The 15,197-nt window shown below is 65.7% G+C and carries 16 protein-coding genes; 8 read left to right on the top strand and 8 right to left on the bottom strand.

The genetic code is table 11. The annotated features are described in order from the left end of the window. A complete protein-coding gene (locus tag QX108_RS14075) occupies nt 1–1,008 on the bottom strand; it encodes a hypothetical protein (protein ID WP_315799435.1) in 1,008 nt (335 codons plus the stop codon). Nucleotides 1,009–1,371: 363 nt separating this feature from the next. On the opposite strand from QX108_RS14075, the gene QX108_RS14070 reads away from it, so the two are divergent. Next, complete coding sequence (locus tag QX108_RS14070) at nt 1,372–2,532, top strand: L,D-transpeptidase (RefSeq protein ID WP_315725592.1); 1,161 nt, start codon at nt 1,372–1,374, stop codon at nt 2,530–2,532. 66 nt (nt 2,533–2,598) lie between these two features. On the opposite strand, the gene QX108_RS14065 is transcribed toward QX108_RS14070, so the two are convergent. Then, a complete protein-coding gene (locus QX108_RS14065; RefSeq protein WP_315725594.1) occupies nt 2,599–3,561 on the bottom strand; it encodes a D-2-hydroxyacid dehydrogenase family protein in 963 nt (320 codons plus the stop codon). 144 nt (nt 3,562–3,705) lie between these two features. Beyond that, a complete protein-coding gene (locus tag QX108_RS14060; protein ID WP_172131644.1) occupies nt 3,706–3,924 on the bottom strand; it encodes a hypothetical protein in 219 nt (72 codons plus the stop codon). A 303-nt stretch (nt 3,925–4,227) separates the two neighbouring features. Between QX108_RS14060 and ettA the strand changes: the two genes are divergently transcribed. The 4 genes from ettA to QX108_RS14040 all read left to right on the top strand — a co-directional run bounded on the left by ettA (nt 4,228) and on the right by QX108_RS14040 (nt 8,145). Then, entirely contained in the window at nt 4,228–5,877 is a 1,650-nt protein-coding gene (gene ettA, locus QX108_RS14055) for an energy-dependent translational throttle protein EttA (protein ID WP_172131645.1), read from the top strand. A gap of 144 nt (nt 5,878–6,021) precedes the next feature. Next, nucleotides 6,022–6,603, top strand: a complete 582-nt coding sequence (locus QX108_RS14050) for a TIGR00645 family protein (RefSeq protein WP_315799434.1) — start codon at nt 6,022–6,024, stop codon at nt 6,601–6,603. A gap of 57 nt (nt 6,604–6,660) precedes the next feature. Next, nucleotides 6,661–6,903, top strand: coding sequence for a hypothetical protein (locus QX108_RS14045; protein WP_315725598.1), 243 nt, complete (start codon nt 6,661–6,663; stop codon nt 6,901–6,903). 30 nt (nt 6,904–6,933) lie between these two features. Further along, complete coding sequence (locus QX108_RS14040) at nt 6,934–8,145, top strand: lytic murein transglycosylase (protein ID WP_315799433.1); 1,212 nt, start codon at nt 6,934–6,936, stop codon at nt 8,143–8,145. A 103-nt stretch (nt 8,146–8,248) separates the two neighbouring features. On the opposite strand, the gene QX108_RS14035 is transcribed toward QX108_RS14040, so the two are convergent. Both QX108_RS14035 and QX108_RS14030 read right to left on the bottom strand, forming a co-directional pair. Further along, complete coding sequence (locus QX108_RS14035; protein ID WP_008964967.1) at nt 8,249–8,530, bottom strand: hypothetical protein; 282 nt, start codon at nt 8,528–8,530, stop codon at nt 8,249–8,251. Nucleotides 8,531–8,749: 219 nt separating this feature from the next. Continuing rightward, nucleotides 8,750–9,088 carry a hypothetical protein gene (locus QX108_RS14030; protein ID WP_172111111.1) on the bottom strand — a complete coding sequence of 113 codons (339 nt, stop codon included), beginning with the start codon at nt 9,086–9,088 and terminating at the stop codon, nt 8,750–8,752. A gap of 166 nt (nt 9,089–9,254) precedes the next feature. Between QX108_RS14030 and QX108_RS14025 the strand changes: the two genes are divergently transcribed. From QX108_RS14025 to bfr, 3 genes are all read left to right on the top strand, one after another. After that, nucleotides 9,255–9,521: a hypothetical protein gene (locus QX108_RS14025; protein ID WP_315799432.1), complete on the top strand. Its 267-nt coding sequence runs from the start codon at nt 9,255–9,257 to the stop codon at nt 9,519–9,521. A gap of 163 nt (nt 9,522–9,684) precedes the next feature. Beyond that, on the top strand, nt 9,685–9,969 hold the full coding sequence (locus tag QX108_RS14020) for a bacterioferritin-associated ferredoxin (protein WP_315799431.1): 285 nt from the start codon (nt 9,685–9,687) through the stop codon (nt 9,967–9,969). Between the two features lie 121 nt (nt 9,970–10,090). Continuing rightward, nucleotides 10,091–10,576, top strand: a complete 486-nt coding sequence (bfr, locus tag QX108_RS14015; RefSeq protein ID WP_006615586.1) for a bacterioferritin — start codon at nt 10,091–10,093, stop codon at nt 10,574–10,576. Nucleotides 10,577–10,678: 102 nt separating this feature from the next. Here the strand turns inward: bfr and QX108_RS14010 are convergent, their stop codons facing one another. From QX108_RS14010 to QX108_RS14000, 3 genes are read right to left on the bottom strand one after another with little or no spacing between them, the layout of a single operon-like run. Then, nucleotides 10,679–10,990 carry a DUF3240 family protein gene (locus tag QX108_RS14010; protein ID WP_172111108.1) on the bottom strand — a complete coding sequence of 104 codons (312 nt, stop codon included), beginning with the start codon at nt 10,988–10,990 and terminating at the stop codon, nt 10,679–10,681. Then, nucleotides 10,987–14,064: a CusA/CzcA family heavy metal efflux RND transporter gene (locus QX108_RS14005; RefSeq protein ID WP_315799430.1), complete on the bottom strand. Its 3,078-nt coding sequence runs from the start codon at nt 14,062–14,064 to the stop codon at nt 10,987–10,989. Before QX108_RS14005 ends, QX108_RS14010 begins: the two co-directional genes overlap by 4 nt. Beyond that, nucleotides 14,061–15,188, bottom strand: coding sequence for an efflux RND transporter periplasmic adaptor subunit (locus QX108_RS14000; RefSeq protein WP_315799429.1), 1,128 nt, complete (start codon nt 15,186–15,188; stop codon nt 14,061–14,063). The genes QX108_RS14005 and QX108_RS14000 overlap by 4 nt, the downstream gene beginning before the upstream one ends. Nucleotides 15,189–15,197 lie beyond the last annotated feature (9 nt).

Below are 15,197 nucleotides of genomic sequence, written 5' to 3'. Positions count from 1 at the left end.
TTAGCGAGTCCGCGGCCCGGCCGCCTGCGGGCCAACGGCCTGGGGCTGACCGAACGGCTGCTGTCCGAACGGATCGGGGAAAGCCTGCTGCTGCTGTTGAGCGGCAGCGGCCTGTCGCGCCGAGCGGACCCGCTGCGCGATGCGGCGCTGCTTGGCCCGGCGCGCGGCGACCTGCTTCTCGCGGGCCAGACGCTTCTTCAGAATGCTCCGGCGCAACTGCACGCTCGCGATCTTCACCGAGGCACGGTGCTCGCCGGCGGCGGGCCGCTCCTGATGGGCCGGCTGTTCGGCGAGCGCAGCAAGCTTGGCCGCGATCGGATCGAGCACGGCGGCCGCCGGCGCGGACGGGATCGGAGCCGGGGTCGTCATCGCCGGATCCGCGCTGGCGAGGACCTGGGCGGCGGCTGCGATGGGAACGATCGCGGCGTCGCTCGAGACGGTCGCTGCTGATGCGGCGGCAGGTTGGGGAGTGGTGTCCATCCTGGGCCTGTCGGAGGCCTTGTCGATGGCAACGACGACCGAAGCAGTCAGCTCCGAAGCGGTGCGCTCCGGCTTACCGCTGTCGGTCCGCTCGTTCGGTTCAACTGTCACACTCTTGATCGCAGCGGAGACCGAGGCGGTGTCGACCGTCTCCGCAGGGAGCGATGGCGTCGGCAATGCGGGCGGTTCGGCCGCGACCGTCGCCTCGATCTTCTCCGTGACCGGAGCTGCAGCCGCCGGCGGGCTCGACGGCTCGGCCGCTGTCGCCGAAGGCGCATCGGTTGCGCTCAACGGCGGCGCGACGGGTTGCGCCGGGCTCGGCTCGACCCGCAGCACGGCCAGAACCGGCGTCGGCTCGGCCGGCGGCAGGAAGGCCGTGAAGCCGGAGGCCTGAGTCGAGCGCCAGGACGAGTTGCTGGCGAACTGCTCATGGGCGGCGCGCAACAGGGCTGCAGCGCCCATGCCGAAGATGGTGAGAGAGATCGAACAGAGGATCGCGGCGACGAGGAAACGAAAGCCGGGAAGCATTGACGGGAACTCTCGTCACGGCAGCGGGGCTGCCGAGACCTTCGAGCCAGTAGGGAACGCGGTGATCACAGGGAATGGCAGGGTTCACGACGGGGCCGGCTTCTGCCGTGCATCGCGAATCAGGCTGAGGTCAGAATACCGAAAGCGTTCCCGCTCGCTCGTCAAATCGCGGCGGAGATGCGGCTCGCGGCGGCTCTGCTGCACTTTTTCGGCGGCGTGAGACTTCCGTGCAACGACGGGGACATGATCACAAATTGCCGAAGTCGGACCGCTCCGGCCGGAATTGTCTTGAATGCGCCGCTATCTTCGGCCATTTGGCACAGCAAAGGTCCCAATCGGCGGCTTGGGGATATTGCAAGGGCAATGATGATCAGACACATCCTGACGGTTTGCGCGGTCGCGGCAGCGGGCGTGACGGCAACCTCGTTTGCCGAGGCACAGCAGGTCTATCAGACCGCGCCGGGCGCGTATTCACCGCAGCCCACGCCCTATCCGGCCGATGTGCGCGGACAGGCCCCTGATTTCGACGCGCTCGACGACGAGGATGCGCCGGGCAACTCGGCGGCTCTTCCGCCTCCTGGGCCGGTGATGTCGCCCGATGATCCCCGCTACGGCCGTCCCGCTGGCGCCCCGGTCTATGGCGCGGCGCCGACCGGCCCCGTGATGTCACCGGACGATCCGCGTTATGGCCGCCCGGCAAGTGCGCCGCCGGTGATTTACGCTGATCGGCCGGCCTCCGGTCAGCAGGCTTACGGCACCTATGGCAATGGTGCGCCCGGTGGCGACGCCGGTGCGCCGCGTCCGCCGGGCGTGGTGAGTGGCGCTACCAGCGTGCCGGGCACCGCGCAGGCGCCGGCCGGCGACCGCCCGATGACCGTCGCAGCGCTGCCGCCGGAAGAGCAGCCCGATGCCGCGCCGGCTCCGCTGCCGGCCAACCTGCGCCGCCAGGAGGTCGACTTCGTCACCAAGGAGCCGCCCGGAACCATCGTCGTCGATACGCCCAACACCTATCTCTATCTCGTGCTCGGGAACGGCCGGGCGATGCGCTATGGCGTCCGCGTCGGCCGCGAAGGCTTCACCTGGACCGGCGTGCAGAAGATCACCAAGAAGACCGAGTGGCCGGACTGGTATCCGCCGAGCGAGATGATCGAGCGCCAGCCCTATCTGCCACGCTTCATGGCCGGTGGGCCGGGCAACCCGCTCGGTGCCCGCGCGATGTATCTCGGCTCGACCGTCTACCGTATCCACGGTACCAACCAGCCGTCGACGATCGGTAAGTTCGTCTCGTCGGGCTGCATCGGCATGCTGAACGACGACGTCGCCGACCTGTTCGAACGCGTCAAGGTCGGCACCCGCGTCGTGGTCATGCCGGGCGGAGCACCTCCCGGCTCGAGCAAGAACATGGCGGCGGCGGGCCCAGCCGTGCCGGCGCAGCAGCAGGTCCAGATTCCGGTTCAGGCCCAGGCGACGGGTAGCCAGCCGACGACGGTGCAGCCGTTGCCGCCGCCGGTCACGATCCGCTGAATCGGGCTTCGATCAATTGAAACACCCTCCTCGCGGAGGGTGTTTTGCTTTGGGCTGTTGCGCGGGTCAGGCCAGCCGTCGCGGAGGTTCCGCGCCGCCGAGCCAGGCTGCGATGCAATCGACCATCTGGCTGTAATGGGCGCGAAAGCTCTCCTCGGTGACGTAGCCGAGATGCGGCGTCAGCACGACGTTGTCGAGCCCGCGCAGCGGGTGGACGACCGGCAGCGGCTCGACCGTGAACACGTCGAGGCCGGCGCCGGCGATGCGCTTCCCGCGCAGGGCCTGCAGCAGCGCCACCTCATCCACGATGGGGGCCCGCGAGGTGTTGACGAGATAGGCCGAAGGCTTCATCCGCGCGATGTCGGCGGCGCCGACCAGCCCGCGCGAACGGTCGCTGAGCACGACATGGATGGTGATGATGTCCGCGGTCGCAAACAGCTCCTCCTTGGTCGCGTAGCCGACGCCGGCCTCCTTGCAGCGCTCCGGCGTCAGGTTGGGGCTCCAGGCGATCACGTCCATGCCGAACGCCTTGGCGAGCCCCGCAACCTTGCTGCCGAGCTTGCCGAGCCCGATCACGCCCAGCGTCCTGCCCTCGATCTCGATGCCGCCCAGCGCCTGCCAGGGCTGGCCGGCGTGCATCCGGGCGTTCTCCTGGCCGATCCTGCGGGTCAGTTCCAGGATCAGGCCCATGGTGAGAGGTGCGGTCGGATCCCGACCATATTGCGTGCCGCAGACCACGATGCCCCGGGCCTTCGCGGCCTCGGTATCGATCGCAGCGTTGCGCATGCCCGAGGTGATCAGGAGCTTCAGCTTCGGCAGACGCTCGATCAGGGTGCGCGGCAACGGTGTCCGCTCACGCATCGCGCAGACGATGTCGACATCGGCCAGTGCGGCGGCGGCCGCATCCTCGCCGGCGAACGGATGGGTGAAGGCGGTGACGTCCACCTTGTCGGCCAGACGCGGCCAATCGGCCAGTGACAGCGCCGTATCGTAATAGTCATCGAGGATTGCACAGCGCAGCCGCGTCATCGGCAAAGGTCCATTCGTCGGGAGAGGGCGTCATTCGAGGAACGCCGTCGGGAATGGAGCCATGCTTGCGCGCAAAGTGCCGGCGGCGCAAGGCGCGGTCTCAGTCACCAGCGCAAGGCGCCAGGGGCGGGTGCAGGCGAGCGGTCAGTCGAGGTCGGCCTTCAGACGGAACGCGGCGTCGTTGCCGTATTTGGCCCGCCAGGCCGGTCCCGGGCCGCGCATGTAATGCAGTTCCGGCCGGTAGGGATGGAAGGCACGCGCAACGAATTCGCGCCAGAAGCCTCGGATGTCCTCGACGAGGCCGGATCGGTTCGGGCGTTCTGCCGCTGCAGCGGACAGGGAGACTGACGAAAGGGTTGCCATGACGGGCTCTCGCTGTTGTCGGCTGGGCTTGTCGCCGCTTGGGCGCGCGGTTCTTGCGTGCCGAGACCGAGTGTCCCGCTGAATTAATTAAAAGACGGTTGCAATTGTCGTGACCGGCCGCACACATCGTGTCGGATCCGTATTCGTCCGTGAGGCGGCAGGCCCACGCCGACCACCATGCGTCGGGCTTCTCCCGGCATTTGTTCCGGCCGGGACCGGCTCGCCGGTTGCCCTTTGGGGACCGCGCGGTTACATCAGCGGCAACCATTTTCCGAAAATTCAGGCAGGTTCGAGGGACACGCGATGGCGCGCCAGTTCGTCTATTTCATGCAGGGTCTGTCCAAGACCTATCCGACCCGCAAGGTGCTCGATAACATCCATCTGTCGTTCTACCCGGATGCCAAGATCGGCGTGCTCGGCGTCAACGGCTCGGGCAAATCGACCCTGCTCAAGATCATGGCGGGGATCGACAAGGACTATACCGGCGAGGCCTGGGTCGCAGAGGGCGCCCGCGTCGGCTATCTCGAGCAGGAGCCGCAGCTCGATCCGAAGCTCACCGTGCGCGAGAACGTCATGCTCGGCGTCGCCAAGCAGAAGGCGATCCTCGATCGCTACAACGAGCTGGCGATGAACTACTCCGAGGAGACCGCCGACGAGATGACCAAGCTGCAGGACGAGATCGAGGCGCAGGGCCTGTGGGATCTCGACAGCAAGGTCGACCAGGCGATGGATGCGCTGCGCTGCCCGCCCGACGATGCCGACGTCACCAAGCTGTCCGGCGGCGAGCGCCGTCGCGTCGCGTTGTGCAAGCTGCTGCTCGACCAGCCCGAACTGCTGCTGCTGGACGAGCCGACCAACCATCTCGACGCCGAATCGGTGTCCTGGCTCGAAGGTCATCTGCGCAATTATCCCGGCGCGATCCTGATCGTCACCCACGACCGCTACTTCCTCGACAACGTCACCAGCTGGATCCTGGAGCTCGATCGCGGCCGTGGCATTCCCTACGAGGGCAATTACTCGTCCTGGCTGCAGCAGAAGCAGAAGCGGCTGGAGCAGGAGGGCCGCGAGGACGCCGCGCATCAGCGCACTCTGGCGCGCGAGCAGGAGTGGATCGCGGCCTCGCCGAAGGCCCGCCAAGCCAAGTCCAAGGCGCGCTACCAGCGCTATGAGGAGCTGCTGAAGAAGGCCAGCGAGAAGCAGACCCAGACCGCGCAGATCATCATTCCCGTGGCCGAGCGGCTCGGCCAGAACGTCGTCGACTTCGAGGGGCTGTCCAAGAGCTTCGGCGACCGCCTCCTGATCGACAATCTCACCTTCAAGCTGCCGCCGGGCGGCATCGTCGGCGTGATCGGCCCAAACGGCGCCGGCAAGACCACGCTGTTCCGCATGATCACCGGGCAGGAGAAGCCGGACGCCGGAACCATCACCGTCGGCGAGACCGTGCATCTCGGCTATGTGGACCAGTCGCGCGACGCGCTCGACGGCAACAAGACGGTGTGGGAGGAGATCTCCGGCGGCAACGAGCTGATCCTGCTCGGCAAGAAGGAGGTGAACTCGCGCGGTTACTGCTCGGCGTTCAACTTCAAGGGCGCGGATCAGCAGAAGAAGGTCGGCGCGCTCTCGGGCGGTGAGCGCAACCGCGTGCATCTCGCCAAGATGCTGAAGTCGGGCGCCAACGTGCTGCTGCTCGACGAGCCGACCAACGATCTCGACGTCGACACGCTGCGCGCGCTCGAAGAGGCGCTGGAGGATTTCGCCGGCTGCGCCGTCATCATCAGCCATGATCGCTGGTTCCTCGATCGTATCGCGACCCACATGCTGGCCTTCGAAGGCGACAGCCATGTCGAATGGTTCGAGGGCAACTTCCAGGACTACGAGAAGGACAAGATGCGCCGGCTCGGCCAGGACAGCGTGATCCCGCACCGGGTCAAGTACAAGAAGCTGACGCGCTGACGGGCGGCATCACTCGGCGCGGCGCGGTCTCGCTTGCGGGACAATGCGCCGCGCCCCGCCTGCGGCCAGTTGTCGCTTCCCTGTGCGACATGATTGCGTAGATGGTAGGTTCCGCAATCGAATCTGGTCACGAGAAATCCCGACATGTCCCCTCCCGACGCCACCCTGTCCTCCAAGGGCGGAGCGCTGCGCCCCATTCCGATGCTGATTTTCGGCTCGCGCTGGCTGCAGTTGCCGCTCTACGTCGGATTGATCATCGCGCAGGGTGTCTATGTGGTGCTGTTCCTCAAGGAGCTCTGGCACCTGTTCGCGCATGCCTTCGACTTCTCCGAGCAGCAGATCATGCTCGCCGTGCTTGGCCTGATCGACGTCGTCATGATCTCGAACCTGCTCGTGATGGTGATCGTCGGCGGTTACGAGACCTTCGTGTCGCGGCTCAATCTGCAGGGCCATCCCGACGAGCCGGAATGGCTCAGCCACGTCAATGCCAGCGTGCTGAAGATCAAGCTGGCGATGGCGATCATCGGCATCTCGTCGATCCACCTGCTGCGCACCTTCATCGAGGCCGGCGCGCTGTCGTCGGGCAAGTCGACCTACACCGAGACCGGCGTGATGTGGCAGACCATCATCCACACGGTCTTCATCCTCTCGGCGATCGGCATCGCCATGGTCGACAAATTGTCGAATGCCGCGATCGAGGAGGCGAAGCAGGCCGCGGGACATTGAGGAGGGGAGCGCGAGTCGGCTGTTCACATTCTGTTCGCGGCGTGGTAGGCTCATGCCATGACCGAGGTGGAAAACATCGTCCTTGAACATCTGCGTCTGATCCGCGGGACGCTTGACTTGCTTCGCGAGGATGTCCGCGAGGTGAAGCTGCGCGTCGGTGGACTTGAACGCGAAGTTGCTCACGTTCACGTTGAGCTTGGCCAGGTTCACGTTCGGATCGCTGAGCTTTCGGAGCGCGTTGATCGTGTTGCGGGACGTTTGGAGCGTGTGGAGAAGCGCCTTGAATTGACAGAAGCTTAGGCGGACGCCGCAGTGTTGTTGCGCACGCTCTTGGCTTTGCTTCTCCTCGCATTTTCATCGTTCCTATCGATCGCGTACGCCGCCGACGCCGCCTTCACCCAATTCGTCGCCTCGCTCTGGCCCGAGGCCAAGGAGCAGGGCGTCTCGCGTGCGACGTTCGATGCCGAGACGCGCGAGCTCGAGCCCGACTACAAGCTCCCCGACCTGCTGCTGCCAGGCCGCCCGGCAACAGGCGCACCCGCGCAGGCCGAGTTCGTGCAAGTGCCCGCCGACTACATCAAGGAAGCTTCGATCGCGCGGCTCGCCGCGCATGGCCAGAAGCTGATCCAGCAATATCGTCCGGCGCTCGCCGAGATCGAGCGCCGCTTTGGCGTTCCCGGCCCGGTCGTGCTCGCGATCTGGGGCCGTGAGACCGATTTCGGTCGCTACGCGCTGCCCTATGATGCACTGCGCGTGCTGGCCACCCAGGCCTATGTCGGCCGGCGCAAGGAGCAGTATCGCACCGAGTTCGTCATGGCGCTGAAGATGCTCAGCGACGGCGTGGTCTCGCGCCGCGATCTCAGGGCATCATGGGGCGGCGCGGTCGGCCTGACGCAGTTCCTCCCGTCGGAATACTACAAGCACGGCGTCGATCTCGATGGCGACGGCAAGGTCGATCTCTGGCACTCGGTGCCGGACGCGCTGGGCTCGGCCGCGCAGCAGCTTGCCAACAAGGGTTGGCAGCGTGGCGTGCGCTGGGCCTACGAGGTCAAGCCGCCGGCGACTGTGGACTGCGCGATCGGCGTTCCAGAGGTGAAGAAGCCGATCGGCGAATGGCTCCGCGCCGGCTTTGTGCCGGTGCGAGGCCAGCGGCTCAGCGCCGCCGAGCAGCAGCAGCCCGCCTCGCTGCTGCAGCCTGAGGGCATCTATGGTCCGGCGTTCCTGACCACGGCGAACTACTTCGTCATCAAGGAATACAATTTCTCCGATCTCTACGTGCTGTTCGTCGGCCACCTGGCGGACCGCATGACGAGCCCGGCCGCGTTCGCGACACCGTGGGCGGCATCAAAGCAGCTTCGGAGCAAAGACGTCGAGGCGATGCAGAAGGGCCTGACACGACTTGGCCTCTACGCCGACAAGCTCGACGGCAAGGCCGGCATGCAGACCCGTGCCGCGCTCGGCGCATTCCAGAAGAGGGCGGGCCTGAAGGTGGACTGCTGGCCCAGCGAGGCTGTGCTGCAGGCGATCAACGCCGCGCGTTGACGCGCGTCGGTCGAGACGGCAACGACGACTCCGGGAAATGGCGGCGGCAAACAAAAAGCCCGGCCTTGAGGCCGGGCTTGATGCATTCTGACGTGGCGTCAGATCAGTAGCAGACGCGTACCGGGCGGGACACCCAGCCATAGCCGTCCCAATAGCGCTCACGGCGCCACACGCACGGCGGCGGGCCCGGCGGGGGCGCTTCGACATAGACCGGTCCGCCATAGGCCGGACGGCTGGAGGCAATCGCGCCGCCGATCAGGGCGCCGCCGATCAGGCCGGCAGCCACGCCGGCGCCAACGTCGCCAGCCTTCGCAGCCGGTGCGGTGACGCTCAGCGAACCTGCGATTGTCGCAACCGCGAGAACCGCGGTCAGGATCTTCTTCATGTTCCGAGATCTCCTGGAGGAAGCGCCGAAGCAGGCGCCGGGTGGTGAATTCTACGCACGATCAAAGGCCGTCAGTGTCGCGAGAAAACACGACAATCCGTCAACCCTTCGTAAACTCTGTCTGGCCTCATGCGACCGAAAAACGGTTTTTTGTGGCCAGAGGCGGCCGCCGTATTCGAAATTCCGGTGCAGGGTCAGAGAATTAATGAAGGTGAACGATCACTCGCACACCCGCACGCGGCGAATCCGCCAGCCATAACCGTCCCAGAACCGCTGACGCTGCCAGTAGCAGGCGTAACCCGGATCGGAGACGTAGGCCGGGCCACCATAATAGGAGTAGCCGGGTCCGTAGGAGTAACCGGGCGAATAGGAGTAGCCCGGCCCGTAATAATAGGGATTGCTGCCGGCGGCGATGGCACCACCAATGAGGGCGCCACCGAGCAGACCGGCAGCGACGCCGGCGGCGACACGACCGTTGCGCGCTTCGGCAGGAGCGGGGGCCAGCGCTGCGGTCGACAGCGTCGCGACGGCGGCCAGGGCCGCAAGAGTCTTCTTCATGACCTTAACCTCTCTCACTCCAGGTCGGCGGATCGCGCATCAGGCGATACGGCAGGTTCACATATCCCGCTTGAATGATCAATGAACGGGCGCGTCCCATTGGACGACCCATGTCGAGGATACGTTCAATGCTGCATTGCACAAAATGCATTGACCTGGAGCAGGCATGCCCAGTGCTTTGATCATCGCGGTCGCGATCTGCCTGGCCGCGGGCGCCTGCTACGTGCTGCTGGTCGTGGTGGATTGGAAGGGTCGGCGGAGGGCCGCCGATACGACAGGGGCGGACTCGGGTGGTTCGTGGCCCTGGGAATCAGGCGCCGCTTCCGGCTGGTTCAACAATACCGCAACCGACGCCATGGGAAATCCGATCGATGGCGGCGGCTCCGACGGCGGTAGCGACGGGGGCGGAGGCGACGGCGGCGGAGGCGATTGAGGTGTCTCGGCGCAGCGAGTTTGATCTGCGACAAGGTCGCATTCTTAGATCCGGTCTAAGTCTACTATCAGATTGGAATAGCTTCAAAAGCGCCGTTTTCCCTTTGCGCGGGTAGGTGCGGATGACTATCGATAGCTGACCGAAGACGATTGGCCGGTTTCTCATGATTGTTTGTTCCTGCAACGTCATCAGCGATCACGACATCCGCAAGGCGGTGACCTCCGCCGACGAATTGCCGCGCAGCCCGAAGCAGGTCTATGGCTGCCTCGGCTGCAGCGCGGAATGCGGTCGCTGTGCGCGCACCATCAAGACCATCATCGACGAGGCTTTGGGGCCCTGTGCGCGCAATTGCCAGGCCGGCTGCCAGCATGCCCATGCTCACGGTCATTCTTCCGTCCAGGTGACAGAGGACGACCTTCAAAGCCGCTTTGCGCTGGCTGCCTGCTGAAGCGCGCTTCTGCCTTCGATATCGCCTGTTTCGCCCCAAAAATGCACATGAACGGGGTCGTCTCCGCACTTCGAACCTGTTATTGAGCGCCTGCGGCCTCTAACTTTTTCGGAGCTTATCCATGCAGGGCGACCCCAAGGTCATCGAATATCTCAACAAGGGATTGCGCAGCGAACTGACTGCCATCAACCAGTATTGGCTGCACTATCGCCTGCTGAACAACTGGGGCCTTCTGGAGATGGCCAAGGTCTGGCGCAAGGAATCCATCGAGGAGATGGAGCACGCCGACAAGTTCACCGATCGCATCCTGTTCCTCGACGGTTTCCCGAACATGCAGGTGCTCGATCCCTTGCGCATCGGCCAGAACGTCAAGGAGATCATCGAATGCGATCTCGCCGCCGAGATCGGCGCGCGGACGCTCTACCAGGAAGCCGCAACCTATTGCCACGGCGTCAAGGACTACGTGTCGCGCGACCTGTTCGAGCAGCTGATGAAGGACGAGGAGCACCACATCGATTTCCTCGAGACCCAGCTCGATCTGATCGGCCGCATCGGTCTGGAACTCTATACGCAGAAGCACGTCGGCGGCCTCGAGAGCGAGCATTGATGCTCGCCGCCCGGCGGCATTCCCCATCGCAACAGGTTGGTTCAAGGCTGGTCTCGCAGGCCTTGAATCGACCCTGCAGGCCGATTTGAGAGCTCGGCGGGCTCAGTCGATGATCCCGAAAGCCGTCACGGGCATGACCCAATAGACGAGCTTGGTTCCTCCGAAAGCGCTCCTGAGCCGCTCCAGCAGCCGCTCGCAATCCGCTTCCTGAAGCACGATCCGCACCACGATCTCATCAGCATGACCCTTGACCCGCTCTGCGGCGCTGCGCAGCCGCACGCGCGCGCCATGTCCGGCTGCGTCCGAGGCGGTGAATCCCGTGACGAGGTCCGTCTGCTCGGTGATGTAGTCGAACAGCTCCTCGCGCAGCTCACACGGCGCGATCAGCGTCAGGCACGCCGCTTGGCCCGTCATGTCGCTTCCTTCGTTGCCGCGCCGTAGCGGCGGTACAGGATCGGCAGCAGGATCAGTGTCAGCAGTGTCGATGACAGCAGGCCGCCGATCACGACGATCGCGAGGGGGCGCTGAACCTCAGAACCTGGACCGGACGCAAACAGCAGGGGAATCAGTCCCAGTGCAGTGATGCTGGCCGTCATCAGCACCGGACGCAGCCTGCGCCGCGCGCCCTCGACGACGATGCGCTGCTCGGATAGTCCGTGACTTCGGAGCTGATTGAAATGCGATACCAGCACGACACCGTTCAAGACGGCAATCCCGAGCAGGGCGATGAAGCCGACAGAAGCGGGGACAGAGAGATATTCTCCCGTCGACACCAGCGCGAACACCCCGCCGATCAAGGCGAAGGGAATGTTGACCAGCACCAGCAGCGCCTGGCGAACGGAGCCGAACGTCGTGAACAGCAGCACGAAGATCAGGCCGATCGCCACCGGCACCACGATCGAAAGCCGCGCGGCGGCGCGCTGCTGGTTCTCGAACTGTCCGCCCCAGGTCATCCGGTACCCGGCGGGGAGCTGCAGCTCGGCTGCGACCTTCTGCTGGGCGGCCTGAACGAAGCCCACCATGTCGCGGCCGCGGACGTTGCTGCGTACCACGCTCATGCGATTGCCGTCCTCGCGGTCGATCTTCACCGGACCGTCGACGCGCTGGATGCGCGCGACCTGCGACAGGGCCACGTGCTGTCCGGCCGCCAGCGTCAGCGGCAGCATCGCGAGCAGGGTCGGGGCCTCACGCGTCGTCTCGCTGCCGCGGACCAGGATCGGTGTCCGTCGTCCCGTCTCCAGCGCGGTGCCGATCGTACGTCCCTCGATCTGGGTCCGAAGCGACGTGGCGATGGAATCGACCGTGAGACCAAGGCGGCCTGCTTCGAGCCGGTTGACCGTGACCGTGTAGTACTGCGCGCCCTCGTTCAAGGTCGTGTAAACGTCCTCGGCGCCGTCGACGCTCGACAGGAGCGCTGAAAGCTTGGCCGCGATGTCGTTGAGCCGTGCGATATCGGGCCCGAAGATCTTGACGGCGACGTCGCCCCGGACGCCGCTGATCATCTCCTGGACGCGCATGTCGATGGGCTGGGTGAAGCTCAGCGAGATGCCGGGAAAGGCGGTCAGCACGTCGCGAAGTTGCTGCAGCAGGGCTTCGCGGCTGGGGGTTTGCCGCTGGTCCGTCGGCTTGAGCACCAGGAACGTGTCGGTCTGGTTGGGACCCATGGGGTCGAGACCGAGCTCGTCCGAGCCGGTGCGCGCGATGATGCCGGCGATGTCGGGCACCTTCATCAAGGCCGCCTGCAGCCGCGCATTGATGGCAACGGATTCATCGAGATTGACCGACGGCAGCGTTTCCACGCTCACGATGATGTCGCCCTCGTCCATCGTCGGCATGAAGGTCTTGCCGAGCTGGGTGTAGCCGTAGCCGGCGGCGACGAGGCTGAGCATGGCGGCGAGGATGACCTTGCGCTCGTTGCCCAGCGCCCAGTCGAGCGCGGGTGCGTAGACGCGCTGCGCGGCCCGGATCAGCAGCGGATCTTCGTGGGAGGCCGATTTGAGCACGAACGACGTCGCGACGGGTATCACGGTGAGCGCCAGCAGCAGCGACGCCGCCAGCGCGAAGATGATAGCCAGTGCGACGGGGATGAAGAGCTTGCCTTCGAGCCCCTGCAGCGTCAGCAGCGGCACGAATACGATGATGATGATCAGGACCCCGGAGGCCACCGGCTGCAGCACCTCGCACACCGAGCGATAGATGATGTGGATCAGTGGCGTCGTCCTGTCGGGATCGTGCTTGCCGAGATTGCCGACGATGTTCTCGACTACGACCACCAGCGCATCGATCAGCATTCCGATCGCGATCGCGAGTCCGCCCAGGCTCATCAGGTTGGCGGACATGCCGACCGCGCGCATCACCAGCAGCGCGATCATGATCGCCAGCGGCAGGCTGAGCGCGATCACCAGCGAGGCGCGCCAATTGCCGAGGAAGAGCAACAGCAGCACCACGACCAGCACCGTCGCCTCGCCGAGCGCCCGCACCACCGTGCCGACGGCGCGGTTGACCAGCCGGCTGCGGTCGTAAAACACGTTGATCGTGACGCTGGCGGGCAACGATGGTTTCAGCTCGTCGAGCCGTGTCCGGACGTCGCGCACCAGCTGGCCGGCATTGGCGCCGCGCAGCCCGAGCACCAGTCCTTCGACGGTCTCGCCCTTGCCGTCGGCGGTGACGGCGCCGTAGCGGGTCAGGGCCCCGATCCTCACCCGTGCGACGTCGCTGACGCGGATCGGGATGCCGTCGCGGGTGTCGACGACGATCGCCCTGATGTCGTCGATCCCGCGGATGCTGCCTTCGATCCGCACCAGGGCGCTGTCCTCGCCCTGGTTCACGCGGCCGGCGCCGTCGTTGCGGCTGTTGGCCTCGATCGCCTTGCGGAACAGATCAAAGGAGATGCCGCGGGCCGCCAGCGCATCGTTGCGCGGAACGATCTCGAACGCGCGGACGTGGCCGCCCAGGGCATTGACGTCGGCGACACCCGGCACGGTGCGCAGCGCCGGCCGGATCACCCAATCCAGCAGGCTGCGACGCTCGGCAAGCGACAGCTCGGGGCTGTCGATCGTGAACATGAACATCTCGCCGAGCGGGCTGGTGATCGGCGCCAGGCCGCCGCTCACGCCTTCGGGCAAGTCGCGCGAGATGTTCGACAGCCGCTCCGATACCTGGTTACGCGCCCAGTAGATGTCGGTGCCGTCCTCGAAATCGACGGTGATGTCGGCCAGGGCGTATTTGGTGGTGGAGCGCAGGATCTTCTTGTTCGGCAGCCCGAGCAGCTCGAGCTCGATCGGCACGGTGATGCGCTGCTCGACCTCCTCGGGCGTGAGGCCCGGCGCCTTCATGATGACCTTGACCTGCACCGGCGAGACATCCGGGAAGGCGTCGATCGGCAGGCTCGGCAGGAAGACGGCCGCAGCACCGATCAACAGCATCACACTGAGAACGACGAACAGCCGCTGCGACAACGCGAAGGCGACGAGTCGCTGCAGCCTCATTGCCCGAGCCGCGAGAGAATGCCGCGCAACGCCGAGATGCCGCCGACCGCCACCTCGTCCTGCTCCGTGACCGGGCCGGACACGACGACGTGGTCCTGATCTTCGGCTAGCAGCGTGACCGGAACCTGGCGGAACCCGCCGGCGATCGCGACGAAGATCGAGGCCTGATCGCCGCGGCGGACCAGACCGCTATAGGGAATCTCCCAGGCGCTCTCGCCGGCGGAGATGAAGCCGATGCGTGCTGCCGCGGTCTGCCCGGAATGCAGCTCGCCATTGTTGGGGATCTCGGCGCGCACGAGGATCGTCTGGGTGGCCGCGTCGGTCGTTTCGGATACCAGGATGACGCGACCTGGTGTCGCGTAGCCGTCGATGTCGACACGTGCGCCGGCCTTGATGGCACCGATGTTGGTGGCAGGAATGGCGATCTCGGCCCAGAGGGGCGACAGCCGTGCGAGCTTCACCAGCGGGGCGGCCTGCTCCATGCGCTGGCCTGGCGACACCACGATGTCGACCACCGATGCGGCTTGCGGCGCGTTGACCGTCAGCGTCGCGCTGATCGCGGCCTCATTGGTCAGGCGCGTGATGGCCTCGTCGGAAAGGCCGCTGAGATGCAGCATCTGCCGCCGCTCTGCGACCACGATGCTGGCCTGGCGCGCCTCCGTCTGGCTGGACTCCAGGACGCGCTGCGGGATCGCCTTGCCTTCGAACAGGTCGGCGTTGCGCTTCAGCTGCTGGACCGCGAGAACCTCCTGCGCGAGGGCATGCAGATAGTCACGCTGCAGCGACACGTAGCTCGGGCTCTCCAGCGTCAGCAGCGGCTGTCCGGCAGTGACGCGGTCGCCACGCGCCACCGCCAGATTGGTGACCATGCCGGAGACCGGAGCGCTCACGACCCACAATTGCGGAGTCGGGATCACGATCTGGGCCGGATAGGGCAAGGTCCTGTCGGTCCGGCTCGAGATGGGGTGGGTGACGCGGATGCCGAGGTTCTGCGCCTGGGCCGGCGTGAGCTTCACATCCTCAGCGGACGCCGCGCACGGCAGCGCGGCGGATCCGAGCAGCAGAAGCGTGCCGGTCCAGAGAGCAGCGAAGCTGTGACGTGCACTGCGAGCGGGCTCTGGCATGACCGAGAT

Source organism: Bradyrhizobium sp. SZCCHNR1002 (genome assembly GCF_032381435.1).
Classification (GTDB): domain Bacteria; phylum Pseudomonadota; class Alphaproteobacteria; order Rhizobiales; family Xanthobacteraceae; genus Bradyrhizobium; species Bradyrhizobium aeschynomenes.
Note: the sequence above shows the minus strand (reverse complement) of the source record. Positions and strands in the feature narration are given on the sequence as shown.